Source organism: Cerasibacillus sp. JNUCC 74 (genome assembly GCF_053667775.1).
On the sequence record NZ_CM132207.1, the window covers coordinates 459352 to 485497 of the forward strand.

Genomic DNA, 26146 nt, shown 5'->3' on the forward strand with positions numbered 1-26146 from the left:
CCAATGCTACTTTTGAAATGGGTCCCCCTTTAAGCTAAAGACATAAAAGCTGACTAGCGGACAATGCTTGTTTACTAGTCAGTTAGTTTCTTGCAAATAACATGTAAATCTTTTTTTGAAAGTAGCTTCGTTATTGGCTTAAGCCTTCCAATTGCAGTAAACTTCGGCTCTCTTTCCTACCTTTTTACGATAAGTCATCGGTTTCTACTATCGCTGTGTTGTACGTTATTAAAGGCACTTTTTTATTAAGTTAAAATTGCCCATTATACCAGCTGAAATAACCTAGTTTCATAGATATTGTCACTATAATTCCTAATAGTAGAAGCATGCTTATTAAAAATAACCAATCCACCCAACTAACCGTAAATTGTCGGTAAAAGGTACGGTTCTTTTCTCCGCTAAATCCTTTCGATTCCATGGCAATTGCTGTACGTTCTGCTTTCAGGATCGCACCCGCAAGTAAAGGAATAGCATAGCGTTTGTATTGCTGAATCGTATTTCTTATACCAGAGCCGCGATCAGCTCCTCTTACTCGATGAGCAGCCCGGATTTGCCAAAGCTCTTCTTTCATTAGCGGTAAAAAGCGAAACCCTGCTAAAATGCCATATGCCAGCTTTGGCGGCAGCTTACATTGCTGCATCAGGCTGAGAATAAAATGAACCATATTTGTAGTAAAGATAAACATAAATGATAAGGCTGCAAAAGCTAACATACGTAAGGTTAGGGATAAAGCAACCGTAACATTTTCTTTTGGTAATTCCCAAAACAAAAACGTTGTCGTAATTTCAGGATTACTTGCCTCATTAGAAAAAGCGAGCGTTGTCCAGAGCATCCCCACAGATAACAGACAGACAACTAAGAAATAAATGATATACAGTCTCCAAGCTACTTTTCCAAATAAAAAGGTAATTAGTATAGTTAATAAACAATAGACGAGTGGCGTAAATGGATCAAAGAAAAATGTTAATAGACAGACTGTAATAATAACCGTTATCGCCTTTATGCTAGGATTGATGTCATTTAATAACGTACGCATTATCCTGTTCCTCCATCTGCTGTTTTAGTTTTATACGAGTAGGATAATCTAAATGCCAGTTCTCCAGGTGTGGCATGTCCCATAGCTGATCTGGCGTTTTATCAGCTACTATTTTTCCATTTGCCAGTACGATTTTGCGATCTGCATATTGATCAACTAATTCCATATCATGTGTAATCATCATAATGGTTGTACCTGCTTGATGTCGTTCGCGTAATAGTTGCATTAATTGATGTAAAGATGCAGTATCTTGACCAAACGTAGGCTCATCCAAAAACAAAATATGTTGTTCATCGACAATCATGGTAGCAACACTAAGGCGACGCTTTTGTCCTTGGCTCAATGAATAGGGATGATAATTTTCCAGACCATTTAACTGGCAACTCGTTACTATTTCATGAACCCTTTCTTTAATTTTAGATTCTGAAAATGAGCGTAACCGTAATGTATAGGCAATTTCATCATAAACATTATCCGTAATAAATTGATGCTCTGGATTTTGAAACACATATCCAATTTGCTGCCGTAAAGTAGACTCTTTCCAAGTTTCAAGCAAACGTCCGTTTAAATGAATTTTTCCAGATGTAGGACGATCTATACCAGCCAGTAAACGAAGTAAGGAGGTTTTTCCACTGCCATTAGCACCGGTGATAGCAACAAAAGATGGATGAAATAGTTGAAACGTAATATTGTGCAAAATTTCTTGTTTGTTTTTGCTTAAATATAGATTAGAACTGGCCAGAATTATTTTTTCGTTTGGTACGTCGAGGAACATTTTTCTTTCTAAATAGTAACGATCTAAATAAGATACGTTTGCTAAAAAATCCTCATTCGTTAGTGGCAGCCTTGTATAGGTTGCTTGCTGATGACTAGCAGCCTCTAGTACAAGCTCGGTTACAGGCGGAAGTGAAATTCCTTGGCTTTGAATTTGTTGCTGCTTGTGTTTCATTGCTTCCATTAGCGAACCATCATACATACATCGACCATCTTTTGAAAGAATATAAGCTCGTTCAATAAAGGCTACCCAACCTTCCAACTGATGTTCGATAACCATTAAACTGATATTTTTTTCCTGTTGAATATGTTTCATTGTTTTAATAAAATCTTGTTTTGCTAATGGATCCAAATTCGCAGTAGGCTCATCTAGGATTAAAAAGTCAGGTTGAAGAGCTAATACACAAGCTAAGGCAACTTTTTGTTTTTGCCCACCGGAAAGCGAGTGAATCGCAGCTTTTCTGTATCGCGACAAATTTACAAGTTGTAATACTTCCGTTATTTTCTGTTCCATTTCTACTTGTGGTGTATGAATATTTTCGAGCCCGAAGGCAATTTCATCTTCGACTGTAAGCATACAAAATTGACTCTCTGGATCTTGGAATACGACCCCAACCTGTTTACTAATTTCTCCGGGAGGTGTGTCATTCACCGATTGACCTGAAACTTGCACACTTCCTTCCATTTTTCCATCTAATTCGCGGGGATAGATGCCGTTTAAACAAAAAGTTAATGTACTTTTTCCAGAGCCGCTGGGTCCCAGTAAGAGCATTGTTTCACCTTGATTTAATTGAAAGCTGATCTTGTCGAGAACTGGATTTTCTACTCTATCAAACCAAAGAGAAAGTTGGTTGACTTGAATCATGAAACGGACCTCTCTTTACGCATATGTTTACCAAGGGCAAAGCTCGAGAGCACCCCTGTTTTAGCTAAAGAATCACTAATTGCTTTCCCAAGTATTCCAGAAATAATCGCTCCACTAATCATTCTTATTACGAGCATGCTCATAATATAGGGGGTGCTTAAGGCGACATAACCGCTGCGGAAATATCCCCAGATGAAACTGAAGATAGCAGCGCCGACTCCTGCAAGCATTAATACCCATAGTGAATATCGCCTATATCGTGTAACTGCAAAGGCTGCTTCTGCCCCCAATCCTTGGATCATGCCTGTAACGATAATGATCGGTCCCATCGCATTACCTAACATCATTTCAACAGTAGCGGCAATGGTTTCGGAGAGAAATGCTGCCCCTGGTTTACGCAGGATATAAGCTGCAATAATGGAGACGATAAACCATATTCCAAAAATAAGATCATAACCAATTGGTCCCATGAAGGTTACGAGTAGCTTTCCTACAGGAAGGAAAGCTAAATAAACAATCCCAAATACAACAGATAAAACAGCCATGACAATAATTTCTTTTAAGCGCCAGCGGTTCAAATTAGTTCACATCCTTTTTAGAAGGGCTATTAGCTGAGATCGTGACAGTCATCACCGTATGAGATGAACCGCACTTTTCCATGTTAGTAAATACTTGCTCCAGTCCTTCAAATACATCTTTTCCTTCTCCGTCAATACGTGTAGCATAGTGAATGGATGATACGTCGATAGCCTTCTGTTTCATCACGTTAATTTGTTGATAAATCATATCCATATAATTTCCACCACCTAATGGATAAAGAGAAAATTTCCCTGCTACTTCCTGCTGAATTTCGTTACTTCGCTGCCTATTTAATCGATGATCATCTTCTGCTAAGAAAACATCACCATCGGAATCACCAGGACAGCCTAATGAATAAGTACCACTAAATACGACATGATGATTCGTACTTGCCGTGTGCAAAAACAGTGCTTTTGTTACATCAAATACATGTGAAATCCTCCCTCTAACACAGGTTCCTACATCCGTTGTTTTCATCCAAACTTTTGATGAATCTATTTCTTGTAGTGCACTGGTGATGACATCGACAAATTGGTCTGTCATTGGGTAAATAGCAAAATCACATCCTGCAATTCTGCTTTGATGGCAAGTTGTTGGTTGATTACTCATTGTTTTTTCCTCCTTGTTTTAAAAAATGCATATAAAAAGACTGCACTCGCCAGGAATGCAGTCTTTGCTCTATTAAGCAGAAAAGTTTCTGTTAATTTATATGTTCGTCGACTGCACTTCCCCACGCTAGTATTATCCAGATCGGGTTATAAGGGTCAGAGTATCTCTTCTCAGCCATATACATAGCTCCCCTAGTGCCAACTAAATACTATATGCAGTTTTTGGTGTTGTAGATTCCTCACATGTCGAGTCAGTCTAATAAATAAACGTGAGGAATAACGGCGTCTAAATGCCTAATTTGTTCAAAGGGCTTTAGGTTATACCATTAAGGTACTAACATTCAGGGAGAAAAGCATTCCCGGAATGAAGTTTCACTTTATTCTATATATTAGAATAGAGGAATAATGCTAATTTGTAAATAAAAAGAATAGTATAGTAAGAAATAGGTGAAAATTCAATCCAGATTTCTTTTTATCCCGCATGTAAGGTGCCGTAAGCCTCCCACTTCAAGATGTGAGTTAATATAACAGGTTCTAAGTGTGAGAAAACGGCACCTAAATGCCCGATTCGTTCAACTAACCATGAGTGGGTGATGAAAGTAAAACCCCCACTCATGGAAGTTTCACTTTATCCCGCATGTAAGGTGCCGTAAGCCTCCCACTTCAAGATGTGAGTTAATATAACAGGTTCTAAGTGTGAGAAAACGGCACCTAAATGCCCGATTCGTTCAACTAACCATGAGTGGGTGATGAAAGTAAAACCCCCACTCATGGAAGTTTCACTTTATCCCGCATGTAAGGTGCCGTAAGCCTCCCACTTCAAGATGTGAGTTAATATAACAGGTTCTAAGTGTGAGAAAACGGCACCAAAATGTCCGATTCAGTTCATTCTAACAATCAGTGGGTGATGAAGAAAACCTTGACTCATGGAAGTTTCACTTTATCCCGCATGTAAGGTGCCGTAAGCCTCCCACTTCAAGATGTGAGTTAATATAACAGGTTCTAAGTGTGAGAGAACGGCACCTAAATGCCCGATTCGTTCAACTAACCATGAGTGGGTGATAAAGAAAACCCTGACTCATGGAAGTTTCACTTTATCCCGCATGTAAGGTGCCGTAAGCCTCCCACTTCAAGATGTGAGTTAATATAACAGGTTCTAAGTGTGAGAAAACGGCACCTAAATGCCCGATTCAGTTCATTCTAACAATCAGTGGGGGATAAAAAAAGCTCCACTGATTGAAGATTCACTTTATATTATCAGGTTAAGAAAAATATGAAATATAGTAGCGACATGGTAAAAAGTTTTGGTTTTAAGTAAGGAGTTCAACTGGCAGATTGCCGTGTAAAAGGTTGGGCTGAATATTATATCAGGGGGAACTTTTGTGTATGATTATATTGTAATTGGTGGAGGGATTGTTGGTTTAGCAACAGCGTGGCAATTAAAGAAACAGGCTAAAGCTGCAAACATTGCTGTTTTGGAAAAGGAAGCAGACTGGGCATTACATCAAACAGGAAGAAATAGCGGTGTTTTGCATAGTGGTGTTTACTATCAGCCAGGAAGTTTAAAGGCGAAATTAGCCATAAAAGGTCGCAATTCCATGATACAGTTTTGTCAGCAATATGATGTGCCTTATGAAGTATGTGGCAAAGTAATTGTTGCAACAAATGAACAGGAATTTCCTGCAATGGAAAAATTATATCAACGCGGCAGAAAAAATGGGTTAACGATTATGAAATTACATCAAGAACAAGTGAAAGAGCACGAGCCTCATGTCCACTCGGTAGGGGGGCTATATATACCGAGTACAGGCATTGTGAATTATCAAGAAGTAGCCAACAGATTAGTAGAATTACTAAGGCAGAAAGGAGTTGACTTCGTATTAAATACAGAAGTAATGCGTGTTCATGAACAGATGGAACAAGTAATAATAGAAACGAATCACCAGACCTATACTGCTAAAAATATGATCAATTGTGCTGGACTTTATAGTGATGAGTTAGTAAAGCAATCAGGAATTATTACCGATGTCAAAATCATTCCCTTTCGCGGTGAATATTATACATTAAAGGAAAGTAAGCGTTATCTAGTAAAGAATTTAATTTATCCTGTACCAAATCCTAAGTATCCCTTTCTTGGCATTCACTTAACAAGAATGATTAACGGAGAAGTTCATGCTGGTCCTAATGCTGTAGTAAGCTTAAAGAAAGAAGGGTATCAAAAAAGAGATATTGACATAAAAGAAGCGTTTGCTACGTTAAGTTTTCCAGGGTTTTGGAGGTTAGCAAAAGATAATATATCAGTTGGGATGATGGAGATGTCACGTTCGATTTATAAAGGGTTATTTTTAAGAAGTTTGCAGCGTTTAGTTCCTGACATACAAGCAAATGATATAGTGAAAGCGGATGCAGGTGTGCGAGCACAAGCAATGCTAAAGGATGGACAATTACTGGATGATTTTTTTATGATATCCGGTAAACGGATGACTCATGTTTGTAATGCGCCTTCACCTGCTGCTACTGCAGCGTTGGAAATTGGTAAAATAATTGCTAAAAATAAATGTTTAAAATAAAGAGTATGACTAGCTACCATTCTACATTGTAGCGAACACTTTTATATGAAGGAGGAAAAGGGAGAATTGCCCTTTAATACAACTTGGCAGGGTGCCCAATAAACGCTACCAGCTTGTATCAGTAATATTGAAAAATAAGAAACAACATGTCTAATATGTTCACAATATTCATAACTATAATTGTAAACGCTAACATTAAATAAAAAATAATGGGGGGATAAATGGATGAAAAAGTATCTTTTTCTTATGTATATGATGATAGTAGGTATTTTTTTGGTTGCTTGTAGTGGTAATGCTAACGAGCAGGCAGAGGGATCAAAGGATACAGAGGGAAAAGCACAAGCGATCGTTTTTGGAACTGGTGGTACTTCTGGAACTTATTATCCGATAGGCGGTGCATTGAAACCAATATTTGAAAAAAGTGACTATGTAAATAATGTTACAGTAGAATCTACTGGCGCTTCTATTGCCAATATTCAAAATATTCAAGATGGATTAAATCAAATGAGCATTATTATGAGCGATGTAGGGTATGATGCGCTAGAAGGAATTGGTCAATTTGAAGGGAATCCGGTTGAAATTCAAGCAATGGCAGGAATGTATCAAAATGTTGTACAGATTGTAGCTTTAGCAGATAGCGACATTAAAACGATTGAAGATCTGGAAGGAAAACGTGTTGGTGTAGGGAAAGTTGGATCTGGTGTCGAACAAAGTACGCAAAAAGTTCTAGAAGTGCTTGGCTTAACATACGATGATTTATCTAAAGTTACTCATACAGGCTATGCAGATAGTGTTCAAGAAATGAAAAATGGAAATCTGGATGCGGCTTTCTTCACGTCAGGTGTTCCAAATAGTAATATTACTGATTTAATGCAGCAAAATGATATTGTATTTGTTGAAATTGAAGGAGATATTGCTAATAAGTTAATGGAAAAATATCCATTTTACAAAGCGTTTACGATTCCTGCTAATGATGAAGCGATGTACAATTTGCCGGAAGAGGTAAACACAGTTGGTATTCAAAATTTAATTACGGTGTCGCCGGCATTAAGTAAGGACCTCGTATACGATTTAACGAAGCGTTATTACGATTATTTAGGAAGTGAGGAAGTTTCGATTCGTGCCTTAAAACAGCTGGAACGAGAAGAATTGGCTAATGAATTGATTGTTCCACTACATCCAGGTGCCGAAAAATTTTATAAAGAACAAGGATTGCTAGACTAACTGATCAAAAATGATGTCATTTCAGCCGTTTCGTAAAATAGTAAGTGACATTTATTTTGATTCTAATCTTAACAGGAATATTTTTCCTTCCAGTACGGGCATTAGTAATTTCACAAGGGGATTCTGCCATTTATACATTTCTAGTAGCAGAAAAGCGTTTTTCCTTGAAATGGATCCATTCTGTAGAAAAGGAGGTATGGGTGGAAAACTTCCGTATCGAAGGTCAACATATTTTCTTGGAATCTACACACTTCAAAACGTTTGGCGCAGGTACCCCTTCTACATCTGAACAACCGATAAAGTTAAAAAACGGTTGGTTACATCTTGATGTAAATCGAAACATCGGCGCTAGTTTAATTGTTAGAGCTACGATGAACAATAATTACCAGCTGATTATCAAGGGGGAAAAATATCCGCTTGTAGAAAGTAATATTTCATATCGGATTGAGGAGAAAACGACAACGATGATTAAGGTAGTATTTTCAGCTGTAAAGCGTCTCTTCTATTGATCTAAATAATGATAGCCTTACTTTTTAAGTGAAAATAGCCGAAAGTTTGCAGGCACGTCTTAACCGAGCGCTTTTAGCTATTGTTCCACTATAGGAAAGAATACAACTTTAGGCTTTAATCCCGCATGTAAGGCGCCGTAAGACTCCCCCTTCAAGACCTGAATTGATACAAAGAGTCAAAGCGGGATAAAACGGCATCTAAATGCCCGATTGGTTCAAGGGCCTTTAGGTCATACCCTTGTGGTACTAACTTTCCGTGTAAAAAGCATTCCACGGAATGAAGTTTCACTTCGTATAAGAAAAACGATCGCTTTCGCCATAAAAACTTGGCGACAAGCCAAGTTTTTCTAATATCTTGACTGCCTTTGTCTATACGTCTTTTTTCCAAAAAGACGATATCTTTTTCGTTTTGCATACAATTATACGGAAAAAGGTGAGGTGAAATAGTGAATACACAGAAACAGTTACAGGAATATGAAAGAGAAAGTAATTTGCGGGTTAACTTACCAAAAGCGATTCAATTATTTATCTCCATTTTGGCAGTAGCTCTAGCGTTATTTCATCTATATACATCCTATGCTGGCTCGCTTGTGGATATCAAACAGCGAAGTATTCATTTATATACATTGATGATGCTTGCTTTTTTACTGTACCCGATGCTAAAAAAGGGAGTAAAGCAAAAAATACCGATTTACGATTATGTACTAGCATTGCTTTCGTTTTGTTTAGGTAGCTATATGATAGTATCAGCAACAAGAATCATTGAATCAGGTGGACAAATAAATAATGTAGATATTTATGTGGGAATCGTTGTCCTTCTCGTATTATTTGAAATTACGAGAAGGGTAACGGGATGGGGATTAACGATGTTGGCTTTTGGTTTTCTGGTATATGGGTTTTATGTAAAATTATCTATCTACCCTGAATTAACAGGAGCGATTATATTAAATGCTTCTAAAGGTATCATTACTCATCTCGTCTATATTACAGAAGGGATATTAGGTACAGCCATTGGTGTATCAGCAAGTTATATTATTTTATTTATTTTATTTGGAGCATTTTTAAGCAAATCGGGAATGGGAAAACTATTTAATGATATTGCGATGGCAGTCGCTGGTCATACAAAGGGAGGACCTGCAAAAGTTGCTGTATTAGCCAGTGGCTTTCTTGGATCGATTAATGGTTCTGCAATTGCGAATGTTGTAACCACAGGAGCTTTCACCATTCCCTTAATGAAGAAGGTAGGTTATCATAAAAATTTTGCCGGGGCTGTTGAATCAGCTGCCAGTGTTGGCGGACAAATTCTCCCGCCAATAATGGGAGCAGCAGCTTTTATTATGGCTGAAAACCTTGGTATAGCTTATACATCAGTTATTTTAGCTGGAATCATTCCCGCTCTAATGTATTATTTTGGTATTCTTTTACAAGTGCATATTCGTGCTTCGAAACTTGGACTAAAGGGATTGGATAAACGTGAACTACCTACGCTCAAGGAAGTGCTGATGGAACGAGGGCATTTATTGATCCCAATGGTAATTCTGCTATATTTATTATTTAGTGGGAAAACTCCCTTTTATGCAGCTTTTTGGTCGATTATCTCTACGATTCTCATTACAGGAACAGGAAGAATGTTAATTACGAGCTTTGTAATCTCGCTTTTCCTATGGTTTGAACCTCAAGTAAAAGCATTGATGGCTGGTAGCGGTATGCTAGGATTAAGAGACAACTGGATTGAAATCGGTCTGATTATTATGATCCCGATCTCAATTAATCTGATCCGGAAACGAATGAACCTAAAGGCAGAGGAAATGGGTGTAAAGGATGTCATGGAGGCATTAGAGAGCGGTGTTAAAACAACCATTCCGGTTGCAGTTGCCTGTGGGGCTGTTGGTATTATTGTAGGGGTTACTTCACTGACGGGGGTTGCTCTTGAAATAGCTAATTCGATTGTGGGTATTGGTGAACTGATTCACCATCCGCTTGTTCAATTATTAATAACATTGGCGTTAACCATGCTAGCCTCCATTATATTAGGTATGGGTTTGCCAAGTATACCAACCTATATTATTACAAGTACGATGGCTGCACCAATTCTATTACAGCTTCCGTATTTCCGAGAATTAACCGGTTCAGGTGAAACAGCTGTATTTGTGGCACATATGTTTGTTTTTTATTTTGGTATCTTCGCTAATATTACACCGCCTGTGGCATTGGCGGCATTTGCCGGTGCAGGGATAAGTAATGGTGATCCGATGAAAACAGGATTTCAGGCAATGCGACTGGCTTTGGCAGGATTTATAGTGCCGTTTATGTTTGTGTTTTCTAGGCAAATGTTAATGATCGATGTGACATTTCTAAATATATTGCTCCTTTTACTGACCTCATTAACGGGAGTTTTCCTTTTATCTGTTGCCGCAGAGGGTTTCTTTAAACAATCACTGACCTGGTATGTACGGATCATTGTAGCTGTAGGGGCATTATTGCTTATCTACCCAGGTCTATGGACAGACTTGGCAGGGCTAATTGCATTACTCATGTTACTATTTTCTACTAGGTTTATGAGCAATAAAGCAAAAACAGCTTCCAAGCATGCTGGATAAAAAATTTGTCAACCGTGGGTATCCCTTTCCACGGTTGATTGGTTTAAGGTCTTAGCGGGTTTACTATGTAAATTATTCCTTTAAATATTTACCTTGTCATATGGTATAATAATAGAATTAATAGGGACAGGAGGTGAATATAGAATGATTGAATTATTAAACCAGCTATTGAATGATATGACCCCCTTTTATTTATATGTCAGTATATTGCTTACAATGGTATCTGTGTATTCTTTTACAGCTATAAATACAAGAGATATCATGAGCAAAAACTATTTGCATATTAGGCAATATCATGATGAACGTTTTCGGTTATTACCAATGCAGGAATTATTTGGAATGTGTCAAGAGGTATTTCAATGGTTTGTTAAAAAGGCGAATCGGTTAGCGGCTCCAGAAGATGATACAGACCATCCATCCTTCTCGTTTATTTATAGGGATTTATTACTACGAGGAGGACAACAATGCAAGGTCATTTTATATTCACTTTTCTTAAGAAGTACGGTTTCATCACGTTAACCTTACTAATTTTTCTAACGGGTTGCCAAGCTGAGGGGATAGTCGGCTTCAATAATCCGTTTCCACAGTTAATTAAATATGTAGCTACATTATTTGGGGGCGATTATGGCTTATCCATTGTTCTGATTACCGTGTGTATTCGGTTATTGTTAATGCCTTTAGCATTTAAGCAAATAAAAAGTGGCGCCAAAATGAAAGAAAAAATGAAAGAATTAAAGCCGGAAATGGACGCAATTTCGGAAAAATATAAAAATAAAAAAGATGCTACTGCTAAGATGGACATGCAGCAGGAAATGATGCAGTTATATCAAAAGCATCAGTTTAATCCAATGACTTCAATGGGTTGTTTACCAATGTTGATTCAAATGCCAATCATTATCGCATTTTATTATGCAATTCGTAATTCACCAGAGCTAGCAACTCATTCTTTCTTATGGTTTAATCTTGGTGAAGTAGATATGATACTGCCATTTGTGGCAGCGGCTGTTTATTTTGCACAATCTCGTGTGTCCTTAATAGGGGTCGATGAAAAGCAAAAAAAACAACTAGCGATAATGGGGATGATATCTCCCATTATGATTGGATTTGTTTCCTTTAGTGCACCTGCTGCACTTCCATTATATTGGGCAGTTAGTGGTTTTATACTTGTCTTGCAAACATTGCTTGCGAAGAAGCTTTATTATACGAAACAACTCACATAATCCTAGTTACTTAAGGGCGTGTTCAAAAGAGAGTAAATACACGGATAAGAAAAAGACATCCGAAGAGAGATTGGACTGATGTGATGTTGAGTAGATATCATGAGCATGTATATTAATATCAAAAGAGGTTCTTAGCTTAACCCTCTATAAAAAACTAAGGACAGCTGATAGAATCATGCCGTGGCCTTAGTGCCGCGGTTTTTTTAGCATCTAGGGACTATACTTTCCATGGTGGATATCTTTTTATGATAGTAGTTTTTGTTTTTACTAGAAACCTATATCCATTTGTCCGTCGCTTCTATCTATATGTTATTGCTGAAGTAATGAGAGGTTGAGTTTGAAGATATACTTTAATATGATTGTTGATTAAATCATGATGATAATGTTTACGTTAAGGAGGTTTTTTATGTCTGGGAGAAGTAATGAGGAGCTTAAGGATGTTACATTATTAGGCAATCAGCATACAAATTATACCTTTGACTATACGCCTGAAGTGTTAGAAGTATTTGATAATAAACATCCAAATAGAGATTATTTTGTCAAATTTAACTGTCCGGAATTTACAACACTGTGTCCTAAAACAATGCAGCCTGATTTTGGTACCGTCTATATCAGTTATATTCCTGATAAAAAAATGGTTGAGAGTAAATCACTAAAACTTTATTTGTTTAGCTTCCGCAATCATGGAGACTTTCATGAAGATAGCATTAATATCATTATGAATGATCTGATTCATGTGATGGATCCACGCTATATTGAGGTTTGGGGGAAATTTACGCCACGTGGAGGTATTTCAATCGACCCCTATTGTAATTATGGGAAACCGGGAACAAAATTTGAACAAATGGCAGAATATCGAATGATGAATCATGATATGTATCCTGAGAAAATTGATAATCGCTAGTTTTTAAATTAGAGGATAGTTATAGGTATCTCTCCTTAAAGGAAGAGGATTAACATGTTTGACTATTTTAATGCACTATTTGTTGGACTTTTACTGTTATCCAATATCTTAGCCGTAAAGTTATTTCCGATTGGTCCATTTATTCTACCAGGGACAACGGTCGTCTATGTGATGTCTGTTAACCGATGTGATTGGAGAAAATTATGGTAACAGGCTGCTAGAAAAACAGTCCAAGCAGGGTTTATTACACAGTTAATTGGATGTTCTTTATTTTTATTACGATTCAATTACTTGCTGCACAAGTGTTTAAGCAGATTTGAGCAAATTTTAGGCAGGAGCTTTGGGGTACTAGTTGCCAGCTTAATATCTTATTTAGCTAGCTAAAATTTCGATGTAACATTTTTCATCGATTATGGGCAAGGCTGTAGAGAAGAAGCAGCGGCTAAGAAACAATATCTCAACGATGACGAGCCAATTTATAGATACAATTCTGTTTATAATTATCGCGTTTACGGGAATGGTTCCGTTGATGTGCTAGTCGGTTTAATTTTAACCCAATATGTATTTAACTAATTATCGCTCCAGTTGTTACGCCATTTGTTTACTTGCTTGTGAAGTGGGCAAGAACAAAAGAAAATAAAAAAATTAGAGTTGCAGGCTGATTGAATTTTCGATAAAATTAGATTATCAGTATAAATTAACTGCCAAATCTAATCGACTTTACTGATGAAGTGAAGCGGAACATTAGATGGAAACCAGTTATATGGATAGAATACCTTTGGTAAAATCTGTCTTTATGACTGGTTTTATTATTTTAATGGGAGGAATGAGTATGAGCGATTTATTCGAATTGGACAAAAAGCATTTTATTCATCCTACTTCATCGATTAAGCAGCAACAGGAAAAGGGGGCAAAGGTGATTATCGAGGAAGGGGAGGGCATTTATTTAAAAGATACAACTGGCAAATGGTATATAGATGCTATTTCTTCTTTATGGAATGTTAACATTGGATATGGCAGGGAAGAATTAGCAGAAGCCGCAGCTAAGCAAATGAAGCAATTAGCGTTTAGTTCAGCATTTTCCACCTTTAGCCATGAACCGGCAATTCGGCTGGCCGCAAAAATTGCTTCCCTTGCACCAAAAGGTCTAAATGCTGTATTTTTTACATCAGGAGGCTCGGAATCTAATGATTCTGCCGTAAAACTCATTCGTCATTATTGGAAAATTCAAAGCAAACCAGAACGACGAAAAATTATTTCGCTTAAGCGCGGTTATCATGGAGTTGCTGCTGCCTCAACAAGTGTTACGGGTATACCGGAATTTTGGAACATGGCTGGTCATATGATGACTGATTTTCTCCATGTAGATACGCATTATGAAAGTACTACCGATCAGGCGGTTCATGCTTTACAACAAGCAATTGAAGAGACAGGTCCTGAAACGGTAGCGGCGTTTTTTGCAGAACCGGTGCAAGGTGCTGGTGGAGTGTTAATTCCTCCAAAAGATTATTTCCAAAAAGTAAGGGCGCTTTGTGATCAATATGGGATATTATTTGTAGCAGATGAAGTCATAACCGGTTTTGGCAGAACAGGAAAAATGTTTGCAATGGAAAATTGGGGAGTTATTCCTGATTTAATGACTTTTGCTAAGGGAGTAACAAGTGGTTATTTTCCACTTGGTGGTGTGGTTGTATCCGATGAGATACATGACGTGTTAAAAGAAAAGTCCGGTACCCTTTTCCACGGATTTACGTACAGTGGTCACCCAACCGGTGCAGCTGTTGCTTTGAAAAATATTGAAATCATGGAAAAAGAGCTACTAGTGGAGAATGCGCGACAGATGGGAGATGAGCTTCAGCATCGTTTACAGAAGATAAAAGAGCAGCTTGACATCGTAGGAGAAGTACGATTCATAGGGTTGTTAGGTGCTGTGGAGCTCGTTGAGGATCCTGCTACTAATAAACGATTTGCTGCTGAACAACAAGTAGCTCCTAAGGTGATTGAGGCATTGCATGAACATGGAGTTATTTGTCGGGGTGTCACCTATGAAAACACGGATATAATCTGTATTGCACCTCCGCTTATTATAAATAAACAGCAGGTTAATCAGCTTGTTCAAAGATTATATGACTCTATTTTTATGGTACAACAGCAGTTAGGTATTAAACAATAGAGGATGGAACGTATTAGCCAAATAAATGTTACCGCTTACAATTATCTAGGAAGTGGAATTAATCTCACTTCCTAGCTTCTTCAAATCAGTTTAAAACAGCACCAGTTAGATTAAATTTTTCATTTGGCTAAACATGGAGGACTAGTTAAGAAAAACAGGAGGGGTTCTATGGATGATTCGGATAAATTATTAAAAATTCTTGGTAATAAAGATGTACTTGCGCTTGCCTTTGGGGCAATGATTGGATGGGGGTGGGTGGTTACTTCTGGTTTATGGATAACAGAAGCCGGATCATTGGGAGCGATCGTGGCTTTTTTAATTGGTGGGATACTTGTTGTTTTTGTAGGTTTAACGTATGCTGAATTAGCTTCAGCAATTCCTCTGGCAGGAGGGGAACTATCCTATACTTTTAAAGCTATGGGAAGAGTGGCTTCTTTCATTACTACATGGGCAATCATTCTTGGGTATGTTTCAGTAGTTGCATTTGAGGCAGTCGCCTTGCCGACGGTATTTGAATACATTGTACCGAATTATAGTCAAGGTTATTTATATACCATTGCAGATTGGGATGTAACTATAACTTGGGCAGGAGTTGGTATTATTGGATCTATACTCATTGCTTGGATTAATTATCGAGGCATCAAGCTAACATCCATTATTTCTGTTATCCTAAGTACACTGATTATTGTAGCCGGTTTTATGCTTATTACCGGAAGTACATTCGGTGGAAATTTTGAAAATATGCAGCCTTTGGTCGAGACAGGTATGACTGGTATATTGACTGTTATTATTATGACTCCATTTATGTTTGTTGGATTTGATGTTATACCTCAAGCCGCAGAAGAAATAAACTTACCACAACGGAAAATCGGTCAGCTATTAATTATTTCAGTAATATTAGCTGTGATTTGGTATATTGCCATCATTTTTGGTGTATCAAGAATTCTAAATCCTGAGGAATTAAGTCAATCGAATTTAGTTACAGCGGATGCGATGACAAAAGCATTTGGCAATAGTAAGCTGATGGGGAATGTGTTAGTACTTGGTGGAATAGGTGGGATTTTAACAAGCTGGATCGGGTTTTATGTTGGAGGCAGTCGGGCTATTTATGCGTTAGCTAATGCGGGAATGCTGCCGAAACCCCTTGGCAAATTGCATCCAAAATATAAAACTCCATACAGAGCAATTTTATTAATAGCGCTTCTTTCAACTGCTGCCCCTCTTTTAGGCCGTCCAGCACTTGTTTGGTTAGTGAACGCTGGAGGCTTAGGTCTGGTAGTTGCTTGGTTAATGGTGGGGATTTCTTTTATTCTGTTACGAAAAAAAGATCCCATGATGAATCGCCCTTTTAAATTGCCTGGAGGAACATTAATTGGATGGCTAGCAGTATTTATGTCCTTTGGAGTTGCTACACTATATATGCCCGGCATGCCATCAGCTTTAAAGTGGCCATATGAATGGTTAATTATTGGTATATGGACGGTACTTGGTTTTATTCTTTATCACTATTCCATCGCCAAATATGGCAAACAACATGCAGATGAATATATGAAGAAAGAGCTTGACCGTATTGCATAATCCTATTTTTAGAAAGTTAATAGAAGCAATAACTAACTCAAGTAAATGGATAGGTTGATAGACTTTAAATTCATATTTCTAGAAAATTATAATTTTTAGTTGTAGATAATCTTTGATTGGTTCAACTAACATTTCTTGGGAAAAGCATTTCAAGAAATGAAGTTTCACTTTATCCCGGATGTAAGGAACCGTATTTTTCTGCTATAGAAAGCAAGCGCTTCTCGTTTTTGTTCCTACCAATAGAATTTAGGTCTTAGTAACCATCGTCAAATTATTTTGTTATAATAGTTATATTCTGAATTTATGGACGAATATTTTAGTTACAACAACATAGGAGGTTACTAATATGCGAATTGTAAAGCAGGAATCTTTGCATTTACAAGCCTATTCCATTTTAAAACAAGGAATACTAGAGGGGGAATTTAGACCAGCAGAACGAATTGTGGAATCCAAAGTAGCTAATCGGCTGGGAATAAGCAGAGGACCAATAAGAGAAGCTATTCGAATGCTCATTCAAGATGGATTACTAACTTATAATAATGGGTATGTTAGAGTTTATCAGCCAACTATTCAAGATGTTATCGATGTTTTTCAATGTAGAGAAAGTCTCGAAGCATTAGCAATTAGTCTTGCGATTCATCATATAACAGATGAGGAGAAAGCACAATTAAAGCAAAATTTGCAAGCGACTTACCAAGCTTATCAGCAAGAAAAGACAATAGAATTAGGAAAACTTGATCAAGAATTTCATGATATCATTATTGATGCTTCCCAGAACAAACAATTAGTAGAACTATTAGAAGTAATACGTACGAAAATTCATTATATGCGAATATGTATGGTGAAGGGTGAATTTTATCCATCCTTCGTAAGGGAGCATGAACAACTAGCACAGCTACTGGTAAGGGGGAGCAAAGAGGAGGCAATTAATTTAATGAAGAAACATATTAAAAAAGGACTAGATGGTGTACTTACGCATATTAAAAAACCATTTTCCAGATAAGAAAACTTATCTGGAATTTTTTTGGTATAGAAAGTGTTACTGGGTACTTTACGTTTATCCCGCATGTAAGGAACCGTATTTTTTTCCATTCAAAATAAGCTAATGATGTTGGGAACAAGGAGAAGAACGGTTCCTAAATCCCCGATTCGTTTAACTAACATTCAAGGAGAAAAACGCTCCTTGAATGAAGTTTCACTTTATTTAGACAAATTTATACAAAATTAGTTAACAGTAAACTGTTGACTAAATCAATTAATTATTATAATATGCTAAATGTATAAAATTTTTAGAAATATGGAACTAGGTAAAATGTAAGCGTATCCAAAAAGGGTTGGGGGAGGATGATGTCACATGAAAGCAGGAGTACAAATAGGAGAATCGAAGACAATGACGATAGAAGTAACAAAGGAGATGATTGCTCAATTTGCTGGAGAAGTTGTTCACCCTGTATATTCTACTGCTTCCATGGTTTATCACATGGAATGGGTATCCAGGCAGTTATTGATTCCTTACTTAGAGGCAAGTGAAGAAGGAATGGGGGCGGCAGTTTCAGTAAAGCATTTAGCTCCTTCTGGCTTAGGGACAAAAGTGAAATTGACAGCAACCATTTCTGCTGTGAGTGATCGCCGAATGACTACTGTTGTAACTGCAGAAAATACGGTCGGATTAATTGGTAAGGGTGAGGTTACACAAGTGATATTGCCTAAAAGGGTAATTCAAGAGAAGCTTTTGCAAGTAAATGACTAAGGAGGAGAGAGATGAAACAGCTTGAGTCTTCCAAAGAAGTAAATCAGGATTTATTTCAGAAAATAGCGGATCATGAGCAGATAGTTTTTTGTAATGATCCCTTAACTGGATTAAAAGCAATTATTGCTATTCATGATACAACGCTAGGGCCGGCTTTAGGCGGCACCCGCATGTATCCATATCCTAATTTTAATGCGGCGTTAGAAGACGTACTTCGTTTATCAGAAGGCATGACAGCAAAATGCGCAGCCTGTGATGTTGATTTTGGTGGAGGAAAAGCAGTAATCATTGGAGATCCTAAAACAGATAAGTCACCGGCATTGTTTCGAGCATTTGGTCAGTTGGTGGATTCCTTAAACGGCAGATTCTATACCGGTACGGATATGGGGACGACCATGGAGGATTTTGTTCATGCAGCAAAGGAAACGAACTTTATCAGTGGAATTCCTGAAGATTTTGGCGGAAGCGGAGACTCTTCCATACCTACAGCACAAGGAGTAATTTATTCGTTAAAAGCAACGAATCAATTTTTATATGGCAGCAATGACATTAGCGGGAAGGTTTATGCAATACAGGGTTTAGGGAAAGTTGGCAGGAAAATAGCGGAAACTTTAATCGAAAAAGGAGCAGAGATTTATGTAACGGATGTTAACGAAAGGGCAGTTAATGAATTTTTAGTAACAGCAAAGTTATTAGGTGGTTTTGTCCACACAGTAAAGCCAGAGGAAATACATCAGGTGGATGCAGATGTTTTTATGCCATGTGCGATAGGAGGAGTGATTAATGAACAAACGATACCAAAGTTAAAGGTAAAGGCTATTGTTGGTTCTGCAAATAATCAATTAGCCCACCCAGAAGACGCTTATAAATTATATGAAAGGGGAATTTTGTATGCGCCTGACTATATCGTTAATGCTGGCGGTTTAATTCAAGTTGCTGATGAACTCTATGGAGTAAATAAAAAGCGTGTATTACTAAAAACAAAAAATATTTATGAGGCAATATTTAACTTATATAAAGAAGCTCAAGCCTATAACATCACAACGGTGGAAGCAGCAGATCGCAAGCTTAAGCAGCATATGGAAACACAGCAAGTAAGAAATAGTTTCTATAGCCAAAATCGAAAGCCCAAATGGAACATAAAAACGTAAAGAGGGGGATCGAAATGAAAGATAAGTATCCATTATTTCAAATTATTGATCATGATGGAAAATTATTGGAAGAATCATACCAAGCAGAGCTGAGCGAAGAAAAAGTGAAATTATTTTATTATCATATGCTGCGGATTCGTACGTATGACCAGAAGGGGATAGCCTTACAACGTCAAGGGAGAATAGGAACCTATGTGCCATTTGCTGGACAAGAAGCGGCTCAGGTCGGTAGTGCATTAGCATTGACAGATGACGATTGGATGTTTCCAACGTATAGAGATCATGGCGCTTCTCTAACCTTTGGAGCAGATCTTGACATGATGTTATTACATTGGAATGGACGGATGGAAGGGTGTCTACCGTCGAAGAAAAAACAAATCATGCCTGCTTCTATTCCTATTGCTACTCATTTACCCCATGCTACAGGGGCGGCAATGGCAGAAATGTATAAGGGTACTAACAATGCTGCTATTGCTTACTTTGGAGATGGTGCCACATCGGAAGGAGACTTCCATGAAGGATTAAATATTGCAAGTGTATTTAAAGCGCCTGTTGTTTTCTTTAATCAAAATAACGGTTTTGCTATTTCTCTTCCTGTTGAAAAGCAAATGAATTCAGAAACGATTGCACAAAAAGCGGAAGCCTATGGTATACCGGGAAGGCGTGTAGACGGGATGGATGTATTTGCTGTACATGTTGCGGTGAAGGAAGCTTTAGAAAGAGCTCGAGCAGGAAAGGGCCCAACGCTAATTGAAGCTGTAACTATTAGATTTGGAGCGCATACTACTGCTGATAATCCTTCTAAATATAGAGATCAAGCGGAATTTGATCGTATGCGGGAAAAAGTTGATCCATTAATTCGTATGGAAAACTATATGAAGTATCGCGGAATGTGGGATACGGAATGGCAGAGCTCAATATTACAGGAGATCCAAGTAGAAATAGCAGAGGCAATTAATCATATGGAAGCATATCAAAAGCCGGAAATAGCGGATATGTTTGATCATGTTTTTGAAAAACCGACATGGACAATGGAAAAGCAAAAACAAGCCGTTTACTCATTGGGAGGGAAAAGCTAATGGTCATGCCAAAGGAATTAGAGAAAGTAAATGGTTTAGCAAAAACGAATTCTTTTACAATGATTCAAGCAATTAATGATGCGCTGAGAATAGCTCTGGAAATGGATGAACAAGCACTTTTACTAGGAGAAGATATTGGGAAAAATGGAGGCGTCTTTCGGGCTACAGAAGGGTTACAGGAAATCTTTGGTGAAAAACGGGTGATTGATACTCCATTAAGTGAAGCTGGTTTTGTAGGAACGGCAGTAGGAATGGCATTAAATGGTTTAAGACCGATCGTGGAAATCCAATTTTTAGGATTTATCTATCCAGCTTTTGAACAAATTGCGACACATGTAACACGTATGCGAACCCGTACATTTGGTCAATACCATATACCGATGGTAATACGAGCTCCATATGGTGCAGGTGTACGATCACCAGAAATTCATTCTGAAAGTGTGGAAGCATTATTTGTTCATTTACCTGGAATAAAGGTGGTTTGTCCATCTACAGCATATGATGCGAAAGGGCTACTCCTCGCGGCAATAGCTGATCCCGACCCAGTATTGTTTTTAGAGCCGATGCGTTTATATCGTAGCAAACGAGATGACGTTCCCGTTCACGATTATCATATTGAAATTGGAAAAGGAAAAGCAGTGAAACAAGGAGAAGATGTGACCATTTTTGCTTGGGGAGCAATGATGCCAATTGTAATTGCCGCTGCTAAGCAAATGGAAGAGCAGGAAATAACTTGTGATGTCATTGATTTACGCAGTTTATATCCATTAGATAAAGGTATGATTGCCGATTCGGTTCAGAAAACGGGGCGTGTCGTCATTGTTCATGAAGCTCATGAAACCGGCGGGGTTGGCAGTGAAATTATTTCGATCATTAATGAAACATCTTTTCTCTATTTAAAGGCACCGATTGAAAAAGTGACAGGATTTGACGTACCAGTTCCGTTATTTTCTTTAGAAAATGACTACCTGCCTACAACCGATCGAGTAAAACAAGCAATTCAGAAAGTATATGAATTTTAGGAGGTGACTTTATGATACAAATCAAATTTCATGACATTGGTGAAGGGATGCATGAAGGAGAAATAGTTCGCTATTTTGTTAATGTTGGTGATGAAGTATCTGTAGATCAGCCACTGGTAGAACTACAAACAGATAAAATGGTAGCGGAAATACCAGCACCGTCCGCTGGCACTATTAAGTCAATCCTTTATCAAGAGGGAGAGGTTGTAACCGTTGGCACGATAATTATGGAGATAGAAACAGACCCGCCTCTTAGTACTACACAAGTAGATAGAGAAATCAAGGAAGAAGAAATAGCTTCAGCAAAAGCCGAAACAGTGGCTTCCAATTTACCTTCATATAATCGTGTGTTAGCAGCGCCTTATACGAGAAAGATTGCTAGAGAGATGGGGATTGATATTGAAAATATCGAGGGGACAGGTCCTGCAGGCCGTGTGCTTGTCGAAGACGTATATCGTTATGCCAATTCATCAGCGATTGCTACAAATGAAGCAACAACCGAAGATCAAGAGGTTTTAAATCCGGCTAACGCACCAGTAGAAACGATTCCTTTTACTGGTATACGTAAGCAAATTGCTCAAAAAATGACCCGCTCTGTACAAACTATTCCACATGTTACGCATTATGATGAAGTTGATGTCACCTGCTTGCTGGAAGCAAGAACTTCTTTAAAAGAAGCTGGAGAAACAGTTTCTCTTGCTGCTTTTTTTGTAAAAGCGGCGGTTATTTGCTTAAAAGAATTTCCTATTTTTAATGCCAGATTAGATGTGGAAAAGGGCGTGATTCGTTTATTAAAAGAGTATCATATTGGAATTGCTACACATACCGAAGCCGGTTTAATGGTACCAGTTGTGCATCATGCAGAGCATAAATCCATTCGTACAATTGACCAGCAAATGAAGGAGCTTACTGTGAAAGCAAAGGCTGGGAAATTGTCTTTACAAGATCTGAAACAAGGTACATTCACGGTAAATAATGTAGGACCGCTTGGTGGAAGCGGCGCAACACCAATCATTAATTATCCAGAAACGGGCATCATGACTTTTTATAAAACGGAGAAAATACCAGTAGTTACAGCTGATGATGAGATTAGCATTCGTTCAATGATGAATATATCGTTAACCTTTGATCATCGTGTTGTTGACGGAGCACAGTCGATAGCGTTTGCGAATCGGTTCATTGATTTGATTGAAAATCCAACAAAGTTATTACTGGAGTTGATGTAATGGTAGTAGGGGAATTTGTAGAGAAACGAGAGTTAATTATAATTGGCGGCGGACCTGCAGGGTATCATGCAGCTATTCGTGCAGCTAAATTGGGCATTCAAGTTACTTTAATAGAGCAAGCTCATTTAGGTGGAACTTGTCTAAATAAGGGCTGTATTCCGTCTAAAGTGTTTTCCTATACAGCCAATAAGTTAGCCTCAGTGGAAAAACTTTCGACCTTTGGTATTTCTGTTGGCGATCCTTTATTTCATATAGATCAGCTCACTTCCTATAAAGATAAAACAATTCAGCAGTTACGAACAGGTGTAGAAGATCTCTGCCAAGCAAATGCTGTTGAAGTTATTCAAGGAAAGGCTAACTTTATCAATGAAACTAGAATAGGAGTAGAATCAGATCATCAGTTTACGATATTTGAGTTTGAAAAAGCGATTATTGCTACTGGGAGTTCACCTGCTTTACCAGATTCTCTAAAGGATTATTCTTGTATCCTCACAGAGGAGGATATTTATATGTTAGAAAAGATCCCTGAAGAACTTGTGATTTATGGGAATAATTATCTTGCTTTAGAAGCGGCATTCAGTTTTCGAACGCTTGGAGCAGGAGTAACGATGGTGTTAAATGGTTCGGATGATTTTTACTTTGATTCTTCCATTAATCGAGAATTAAAACGTATATTAAAAAGGGAAAGAATACAAGTGTATCGTGGGTACCACCTTGAACAACTAACATCAAAGGGCAAGCACATTTCACTAGAGTTTCATAAAAATGATCAGCAAACTTTTTTGTCTGCTACTCATTTTTATATCCAAACAAAGCATGCTCCACGTATAGAAGGTTTAGGAATCGAACGATTAGCAATGGATTGTACCGAAGACGGGTTTATAAGGATAGATAAAAAAATGAGAACAAATATTCCTTCAATTTTTGCCATTGGCGATGTAACAGGTGGTAAAGTGTCAGCTGTAAAGGCGATGAAGCAAGGGAAAGTTGTGGCAGAGATCATTGCCGGCTTAGCTAGTGAGGTAGATTTAACGATGGTGCCTACGGTCGTTCATAGTATTCCCCCCATAGCTGCTGTCGGTTTAACAGAAGAAGAAGCAAAACAACTTGGTTATCAAATAAAAACGAGTCTATTCCGATACAGTGGCAACGGTTATGCGATGATTGCCAATGAAAAAAGCGGGATAGCAAAGGTTATTAAAGATGCGAAAACAGATCTTCTATTGGGAGTTCATACCATTGGCGCAAGTGCCATTGAACTTATAAGTACGGGTATAACAGCTTTAGAATTGGCAAGCCGTGATGAAGATTTGAAGTTTCCACTTTATCCACATCCAAGCTTTAATGAAATATTGCTCGAAGCGGTAGAAGGCTTAACGGAAAGCGCCATTCATATAAAACCAAAACCTGTGGTACATCATAAATAAAGTGAAACTTCATTCCGTGGAACTCTTTTTACACGGAATATTAGTACCACAAGGGTATGACCTAAAGGCCCTTAAACCAATCGGGCATTTAGGTGCCGTTTTCTCCCAATTTGACTTCTTCGTATTGCCTACACACTCTTGAAGTGGGAGTCTTACGGCACCTTACATGCGGGATAAACTATTTCCACAATGAAACAAATAGCAGTTGACGATAAATTAAAAGAAGGGGGAATTTTATGTATCGTATAAAAACTGTACAAACACCACCACTTTGGGAGACACTTCTAATTACTGCTGCAATTGTAAGTATTATTAGCACGAGTATTATCTTATTTGAGTCATCCCCTCATGTACCACTTGTTATTTCCTTATTATTGCTTTGTATTTATGGAATTGCTAAAGGAGTTCCTTATAAAACGTTAGAAGAGGGAATTATTGAAGGGGCAAAATCGGGAATGGGAGCAGTGTTTATATTTTTCTTTATTGGTGTGCTGATTGCTACATGGATGTTAGGTGGAACGATACCAACATTAATGTACAGTGGGTTGGAGCTTGTCACACCAAGTTTCTATTTTGCAGTAGTATTTATCATTACATCTGTAATCGGGATAGCGGTGGGGAGTTCCTTAACCACGGTTGCAACCGTTGGCGTAGCTTTTATTGGTATTTCTGAGGCAGTCGATGTTTCCTTAGCTATTACCGCCGGAGCTATTGTTTCGGGGTCTTTTTTTGGAGATAAAATGTCCCCATTGTCAGATACAACGAATATGGCTTCATCTATTTTAAAAGTAGATTTATTTGATCACATTAAAAATATGATGGGGACAACCATTCCAGCCTTTGTAATAACCTTACTTATTTTTGTATTTATCTCGCCAAAGTTGACGGACGCTAATTTTGGAAAGATGGTTGAGTTTCAGAACGGGTTAATAGATACTGGTCTTGTTAGTTGGTATAACGGAGTAATTCCGCTTGTGGTTTTAATCGTGCTTTCGATTAAAAAGGTTCCTGCGATTTTAACATTGGCAGCAGGATCCCTGGCTGCGGTTATCATGGCATTATTTCATAGCACTCCATCATTAGAAAATTTATTTCGAATTTTAATGGGAGGATTTGTTTCAGAAACAGGAGTTGAAGCGATTGATTCTCTACTGACAAGAGGAGGTATCAACGGAATGCTATTTACCATTGGATTGGTATTGCTTGCGCTAAGTATGGGAGGGCTACTATTTACCTTAGGTATCATTCCTAGATTATTAGCATCCATTGAACATTTATTAAATAAAGTGTTTTCTGTCATTTTTGCGTCTGCTTTGACTGCTGTTGGAATCAATGTTCTGATTGGTGAGCAATACTTATCCATTTTATTAACAGGTGAGACGTATCGTATGTCGTATGAAAAAGTCGGGTTAGCTAAGAAGAATTTAGCAAGGGTAGCAGAAGATGCAGGAACTGTAATTAATCCACTTGTACCTTGGAGTGTTTGTGGTGTTTTTATTACAACGGTATTAGGTGTTCCGACATTAGAATATTTACCTTTTGCCTTTTTCTGTTTGTTATCCCCAATACTAACGTTATTGTTTGGTTATACTGGATGGACATTAACTTATGAACCTATAAAAAAGAAAAAATCACCGTCTGTAGGAGCAACAGGATAATGGTGCCACTTCAAAATGAACTCCCTTATCGTAGATAGATGGTAAGGGTTTTTTGCTTTTTGAAGAGAGCATAAGATTTGTAAAGTATCCATTCATATCCACTGACTAAAGTTACTTCCTTTTGATGAATGACCAAAACCAGTCTCCTCCCTTCCATAAAAAGAACCTGCCTCAATGTACCGAAACTTTTGTA

General features: G+C 37.9%; 23 protein-coding genes and 2 riboswitches. Of the genes, 19 read left to right on the forward strand and 4 right to left on the reverse strand.

The window, feature by feature from the left end:
- Nucleotides 1-250: 250 nt before the first annotated feature.
- The 4 genes from JNUCC74_RS02185 to JNUCC74_RS02200 are packed head-to-tail and all read right to left on the reverse strand — an operon-like array spanning nucleotide 251 to nucleotide 3863.
- Nucleotides 251-1036, reverse strand: coding sequence for an energy-coupling factor transporter transmembrane component T family protein (locus JNUCC74_RS02185; protein WP_077319245.1), 786 nt, complete (start codon nucleotides 1034-1036; stop codon nucleotides 251-253).
- Nucleotides 1017-2675, reverse strand: a complete 1659-nt coding sequence (locus JNUCC74_RS02190) for an ABC transporter ATP-binding protein (protein WP_454066730.1) — start codon at nucleotides 2673-2675, stop codon at nucleotides 1017-1019. The genes JNUCC74_RS02185 and JNUCC74_RS02190 overlap by 20 nt, the downstream gene beginning before the upstream one ends.
- Entirely contained in the window at nucleotides 2672-3253 is a 582-nt protein-coding gene (locus JNUCC74_RS02195) for an ECF transporter S component (RefSeq protein WP_143695776.1), read from the reverse strand. Before JNUCC74_RS02195 ends, JNUCC74_RS02190 begins: the two co-directional genes overlap by 4 nt.
- A 1-nt stretch (nucleotide 3254) precedes the next feature.
- Nucleotides 3255-3863 carry a YkoF family thiamine/hydroxymethylpyrimidine-binding protein gene (locus JNUCC74_RS02200; protein ID WP_077319247.1) on the reverse strand — a complete coding sequence of 203 codons (609 nt, stop codon included), beginning with the start codon at nucleotides 3861-3863 and terminating at the stop codon, nucleotides 3255-3257.
- A 101-nt stretch (nucleotides 3864-3964) separates the two neighbouring features.
- Nucleotides 3965-4066: riboswitch (TPP riboswitch) on the reverse strand.
- A 1178-nt stretch (nucleotides 4067-5244) separates the two neighbouring features.
- On the opposite strand from JNUCC74_RS02200, the gene lhgO reads away from it, so the two are divergent.
- From lhgO to nhaC, 19 genes are all read left to right on the forward strand, one after another.
- A complete protein-coding gene (lhgO, locus tag JNUCC74_RS02205) occupies nucleotides 5245-6432 on the forward strand; it encodes an L-2-hydroxyglutarate oxidase (protein WP_454066731.1) in 1188 nt (395 codons plus the stop codon).
- 225 nt (nucleotides 6433-6657) lie between these two features.
- Nucleotides 6658-7656, forward strand: a complete 999-nt coding sequence (locus JNUCC74_RS02210) for a TAXI family TRAP transporter solute-binding subunit (RefSeq protein ID WP_454066732.1) — start codon at nucleotides 6658-6660, stop codon at nucleotides 7654-7656.
- A gap of 56 nt (nucleotides 7657-7712) precedes the next feature.
- The gene (locus tag JNUCC74_RS02215) at nucleotides 7713-8165 is read left to right on the forward strand and encodes a DUF1850 domain-containing protein (protein WP_454066733.1); all 453 of its coding nucleotides are present in this window, start codon (nucleotides 7713-7715) and stop codon (nucleotides 8163-8165) included.
- 446 nt (nucleotides 8166-8611) lie between these two features.
- Nucleotides 8612-10765: a TRAP transporter permease gene (locus JNUCC74_RS02220; RefSeq protein WP_454066734.1), complete on the forward strand. Its 2154-nt coding sequence runs from the start codon at nucleotides 8612-8614 to the stop codon at nucleotides 10763-10765.
- A 144-nt stretch (nucleotides 10766-10909) separates the two neighbouring features.
- Nucleotides 10910-11284 (forward strand): hypothetical protein, encoded by a 375-nt coding sequence (locus tag JNUCC74_RS02225; RefSeq protein WP_143695778.1) that lies wholly within the window; start codon nucleotides 10910-10912, stop codon nucleotides 11282-11284.
- Entirely contained in the window at nucleotides 11230-11985 is a 756-nt protein-coding gene (gene yidC / locus JNUCC74_RS02230; protein WP_077319252.1) for a membrane protein insertase YidC, read from the forward strand. The genes JNUCC74_RS02225 and yidC overlap by 55 nt, the downstream gene beginning before the upstream one ends.
- A gap of 118 nt (nucleotides 11986-12103) precedes the next feature.
- Nucleotides 12104-12149, forward strand: a riboswitch (PreQ1 riboswitch).
- Nucleotides 12150-12391: 242 nt separating this feature from the next.
- Nucleotides 12392-12889 carry a preQ(1) synthase gene (gene queF / locus JNUCC74_RS02235; protein ID WP_454066735.1) on the forward strand — a complete coding sequence of 166 codons (498 nt, stop codon included), beginning with the start codon at nucleotides 12392-12394 and terminating at the stop codon, nucleotides 12887-12889.
- 54 nt (nucleotides 12890-12943) lie between these two features.
- Entirely contained in the window at nucleotides 12944-13099 is a 156-nt protein-coding gene (locus JNUCC74_RS02240) for a hypothetical protein (protein WP_454066736.1), read from the forward strand.
- A gap of 253 nt (nucleotides 13100-13352) precedes the next feature.
- On the forward strand, nucleotides 13353-13427 hold the full coding sequence (locus JNUCC74_RS02245; RefSeq protein WP_454067813.1) for a hypothetical protein: 75 nt from the start codon (nucleotides 13353-13355) through the stop codon (nucleotides 13425-13427).
- Nucleotides 13428-13721: 294 nt separating this feature from the next.
- A complete protein-coding gene (locus JNUCC74_RS02250) occupies nucleotides 13722-15062 on the forward strand; it encodes an aminotransferase family protein (RefSeq protein WP_143695897.1) in 1341 nt (446 codons plus the stop codon).
- Between the two features lie 168 nt (nucleotides 15063-15230).
- Nucleotides 15231-16640, forward strand: coding sequence for an APC family permease (locus JNUCC74_RS02255; protein ID WP_454066737.1), 1410 nt, complete (start codon nucleotides 15231-15233; stop codon nucleotides 16638-16640).
- Nucleotides 16641-16986: 346 nt separating this feature from the next.
- Nucleotides 16987-17643 (forward strand): GntR family transcriptional regulator, encoded by a 657-nt coding sequence (locus tag JNUCC74_RS02260; protein WP_454066738.1) that lies wholly within the window; start codon nucleotides 16987-16989, stop codon nucleotides 17641-17643.
- Nucleotides 17644-17994: 351 nt separating this feature from the next.
- Nucleotides 17995-18390 (forward strand): thioesterase family protein, encoded by a 396-nt coding sequence (locus tag JNUCC74_RS02265; RefSeq protein ID WP_454066739.1) that lies wholly within the window; start codon nucleotides 17995-17997, stop codon nucleotides 18388-18390.
- Between the two features lie 11 nt (nucleotides 18391-18401).
- The gene (locus tag JNUCC74_RS02270; RefSeq protein WP_077319257.1) at nucleotides 18402-19541 is read left to right on the forward strand and encodes a Leu/Phe/Val dehydrogenase; all 1140 of its coding nucleotides are present in this window, start codon (nucleotides 18402-18404) and stop codon (nucleotides 19539-19541) included.
- A 14-nt stretch (nucleotides 19542-19555) separates the two neighbouring features.
- Nucleotides 19556-20620 (forward strand): pyruvate dehydrogenase (acetyl-transferring) E1 component subunit alpha, encoded by a 1065-nt coding sequence (pdhA, locus tag JNUCC74_RS02275; protein ID WP_454066740.1) that lies wholly within the window; start codon nucleotides 19556-19558, stop codon nucleotides 20618-20620.
- Between the two features lie 5 nt (nucleotides 20621-20625).
- The gene (locus JNUCC74_RS02280; protein WP_454067814.1) at nucleotides 20626-21642 is read left to right on the forward strand and encodes an alpha-ketoacid dehydrogenase subunit beta; all 1017 of its coding nucleotides are present in this window, start codon (nucleotides 20626-20628) and stop codon (nucleotides 21640-21642) included.
- Between the two features lie 11 nt (nucleotides 21643-21653).
- Complete coding sequence (locus JNUCC74_RS02285) at nucleotides 21654-22868, forward strand: dihydrolipoamide acetyltransferase family protein (protein ID WP_454066741.1); 1215 nt, start codon at nucleotides 21654-21656, stop codon at nucleotides 22866-22868.
- Nucleotides 22868-24295, forward strand: a complete 1428-nt coding sequence (locus tag JNUCC74_RS02290) for a dihydrolipoyl dehydrogenase family protein (protein WP_077319259.1) — start codon at nucleotides 22868-22870, stop codon at nucleotides 24293-24295. Before JNUCC74_RS02285 ends, JNUCC74_RS02290 begins: the two co-directional genes overlap by 1 nt.
- 236 nt (nucleotides 24296-24531) lie before the next feature.
- Nucleotides 24532-25953, forward strand: a complete 1422-nt coding sequence (nhaC, locus tag JNUCC74_RS02295; RefSeq protein ID WP_454066742.1) for a Na+/H+ antiporter NhaC — start codon at nucleotides 24532-24534, stop codon at nucleotides 25951-25953.
- Nucleotides 25954-26146 lie beyond the last annotated feature (193 nt).

Excerpts from the sequence above, each read along its gene's own strand:
- nhaC (WP_454066742.1), top strand. The coding sequence starts at position 24,532 with ATGTATCGTATAAAAACTGTACAAACACCACCACTTTGGGAGACACTT.
- JNUCC74_RS02185 (WP_077319245.1), bottom strand. The coding sequence starts at position 1,036 with ATGCGTACGTTATTAAATGACATCAATCCTAGCATAAAGGCGATAACG.
- JNUCC74_RS02200 (WP_077319247.1), bottom strand. The coding sequence starts at position 3,863 with ATGAGTAATCAACCAACAACTTGCCATCAAAGCAGAATTGCAGGATGT.
- pdhA (WP_454066740.1), top strand. The coding sequence starts at position 19,556 with ATGAAAGATAAGTATCCATTATTTCAAATTATTGATCATGATGGAAAA.
- JNUCC74_RS02270 (WP_077319257.1), top strand. The coding sequence starts at position 18,402 with ATGAAACAGCTTGAGTCTTCCAAAGAAGTAAATCAGGATTTATTTCAG.
- JNUCC74_RS02280 (WP_454067814.1), top strand. The coding sequence starts at position 20,626 with ATGCCAAAGGAATTAGAGAAAGTAAATGGTTTAGCAAAAACGAATTCT.
- JNUCC74_RS02265 (WP_454066739.1), top strand. The coding sequence starts at position 17,995 with ATGAAAGCAGGAGTACAAATAGGAGAATCGAAGACAATGACGATAGAA.
- queF (WP_454066735.1), top strand. The coding sequence starts at position 12,392 with ATGTCTGGGAGAAGTAATGAGGAGCTTAAGGATGTTACATTATTAGGC.
- JNUCC74_RS02260 (WP_454066738.1), top strand. The coding sequence starts at position 16,987 with ATGCGAATTGTAAAGCAGGAATCTTTGCATTTACAAGCCTATTCCATT.
- JNUCC74_RS02285 (WP_454066741.1), top strand. The coding sequence starts at position 21,654 with ATGATACAAATCAAATTTCATGACATTGGTGAAGGGATGCATGAAGGA.
- JNUCC74_RS02290 (WP_077319259.1), top strand. The coding sequence starts at position 22,868 with ATGGTAGTAGGGGAATTTGTAGAGAAACGAGAGTTAATTATAATTGGC.
- JNUCC74_RS02250 (WP_143695897.1), top strand. The coding sequence starts at position 13,722 with ATGAGCGATTTATTCGAATTGGACAAAAAGCATTTTATTCATCCTACT.
- JNUCC74_RS02210 (WP_454066732.1), top strand. The coding sequence starts at position 6,658 with ATGAAAAAGTATCTTTTTCTTATGTATATGATGATAGTAGGTATTTTT.
- JNUCC74_RS02255 (WP_454066737.1), top strand. The coding sequence starts at position 15,231 with ATGGATGATTCGGATAAATTATTAAAAATTCTTGGTAATAAAGATGTA.
- JNUCC74_RS02190 (WP_454066730.1), bottom strand. The coding sequence starts at position 2,675 with ATGATTCAAGTCAACCAACTTTCTCTTTGGTTTGATAGAGTAGAAAAT.
- yidC (WP_077319252.1), top strand. The coding sequence starts at position 11,230 with ATGCAAGGTCATTTTATATTCACTTTTCTTAAGAAGTACGGTTTCATC.
- JNUCC74_RS02225 (WP_143695778.1), top strand. The coding sequence starts at position 10,910 with ATGATTGAATTATTAAACCAGCTATTGAATGATATGACCCCCTTTTAT.
- JNUCC74_RS02240 (WP_454066736.1), top strand. The coding sequence starts at position 12,944 with ATGTTTGACTATTTTAATGCACTATTTGTTGGACTTTTACTGTTATCC.